This is a genomic window from Stenotrophomonas sp. P5_A8, from assembly GCF_056400545.1.
In genome coordinates, this window is record NZ_JBFULB010000472.1 from 1 (window position 1) to 2,139 (window position 2,139).

The 2,139-nt window shown below is 63.8% G+C and carries 1 protein-coding gene; it reads right to left on the reverse strand.

All coding sequences use genetic code 11. From position 1 onward, the window contains the following. Window positions 1–312: 312 nt before the first annotated feature. A complete protein-coding gene (locus tag AC1DQP_RS19720) occupies window positions 313–1,989 on the reverse strand; it encodes a long-chain fatty acid--CoA ligase (RefSeq protein ID WP_478052326.1) in 1,677 nt (558 codons plus the stop codon). Window positions 1,990–2,139 lie beyond the last annotated feature (150 nt).

The window sequence follows — 2,139 nt, forward strand, 5'->3', positions numbered from 1 at the left end:
CATCTCATCCAGCATGTCCCGGCGGCAGCAGGGGCGAACGCCCGTGGCGGCGTCGGCATGCATGAACAACCAATGGGCGGCGTTGTCAGCGGTGGTTTCGGTGCGGATGGTGGAATAGCCGCGGGTAATGTTCAGCTTTTCGATCGTTTGCATGGCGATTTCCTCGGCGTTTCTGGCCCGGAGGGAGGACGGTGGGCGGCGGGCCGGACGGGTCCACTCGCCGCGATCCTACACCGCCGGTCACCCGCTCAACGCAAAGGCCCCAGCCGTCACCGGCTGGGGCCGTGGAATGCCTGAATGACCGCCGAAGCCTTACGGGGCGGGGGTATCGCGCAGCTCGCGGCGCAGGATCTTGCCCACATTGGTCTTGGGCAGTTCCTTTCGGAATTCGACGATTCTGGGGTGCTTGTAGCCGGTCAGGTTGGCSCGGGCRTGYTCCTTGACCATYTCGGCGGTCAGRTTGGGGTCCTTCTTGACGATGACCACCTTGACGATCTCGCCGGACTTTTCATCCGGCACGCCGACCGCMGCCACTTCCAGCACGCCGGGCATCATCGCGATCACGTCTTCGACTTCGTTCGGGTACACGTTGAAGCCGGACACCAGAATCATGTCCTTCTTGCGGTCCACGATGTAGAAGAAGCCCTGTTCGTCCATSCGCGCCATGTCGCCGGTGTGCAGCCAGCCGTCGGCGTCGATSGCCTTGGCGGTTTCTTCCGSGCGCTGCCAGTAGCCCTTCATCACCTGCGGGCCCTTGATGCACAGCTCGCCGACTTCGCCSGGGGTGAGGGTCTTGCCGTCGTCGTCCTTCACGCAGGCGTCGGTGGARGGGATCGGCAGGCCGATCGCGCCGTTGTACTCGGCCAGGTCCAGTGGATTGATGCAGGCGGCCGGCGAGGTCTCGGTCAGGCCGTAGGCCTCCACCAGGGTTACCCCGGTCACCTTCTTCCAGCGTTCAGCCACGGCGCGCTGCACGGCCATGCCGCCGCCCAGAGTGACCTTCAGCGACGAGAAGTCGATCTCATCGAAGCCGGGCGTGTTGAGCAGGCCGTTGAACAGCGTGTTGACGCCGGTGATGGCGGTGAAGCGGGTCGCCTTCAGCTCCTTGACGAAGCCCTTCATGTCGCGCGGGTTGGTGATCAGGTGATTGCAGCCACCGAACTTCATGAAGACCAGGCCGTTCGCCGTCAGCGCGAAGATGTGGTACAGCGGCAGGGCGGTGATGATCCACTCCTTGCCCATCTCGATCCCCGAGGCGGAGATCCAGGCCGAGGCCTGCTGCATGTTGGCGACCAGGTTGCGGTTGGTCAGCATCGCGCCCTTGGCCACGCCGGTGGTGCCGCCGGTGTACTGCAGGAAGGCGACGTCGTCGTGGTCGATTTCAACCTTGGGCAGGCTGTGGCGGCTGCCCAGCTTGAGCGCCTGGTTGAAGCGCACCGCACCGCGCAGGGTGTAGTTGGGCACCATCTTCTTGATGTACTTCAGCACGAAGTTCACCACCACGCCCTTGGCGCCGAGCATGTCGCCCAGGCCGGTGGTGACGATATGCTTGATCGGCGTGTCGGCAATGACCTGCTGCACGGTGTCGCCGAAGTTGTCGACCACCACGATCACCGCCGCGCCGGAGTCCACCAGCTGGTGCTTGAGCTCACGGGCCGTGTACAGCGGATTGACGTTGACCACGGTCAGGCCGGCACGCAGCACGCCGAACGTGGCCACCGGGTACTGCAGGCAGTTGGGCATCATCAGGGCGACGCGGTCGCCCTTCTTGAGCTTCAGCTCGCCTAGCAGGTAGGCGGCGAACTGCTCGACCAAGGCGTCGGTTTCACCGTAGGTGATGGTCTTGCCGAAACTGGAGTAGGCGGGACGGTCGCGATACTTGGCCACCGAGGTGTCGAAGACGGCGGAGACCGAATGGAACTCGTTGACGTCGATCTCGGCGGGTACGCCGTTGGGATAACTCTGCAGCCAGGGACGTTCCAGACTCATATTCCCCCTCCAGGAATCGTTGATGAGAGTGTGTTCTGGCCCTGAGTATCCGCCAGTTCACGTCCGGGCAGCATACCGGGCCGAATGGAAAAGGCGAAGGGGGCGTGAAGGATGGGGCGGGTGTGGCGACACGGCGAGGGTGTATCAGAC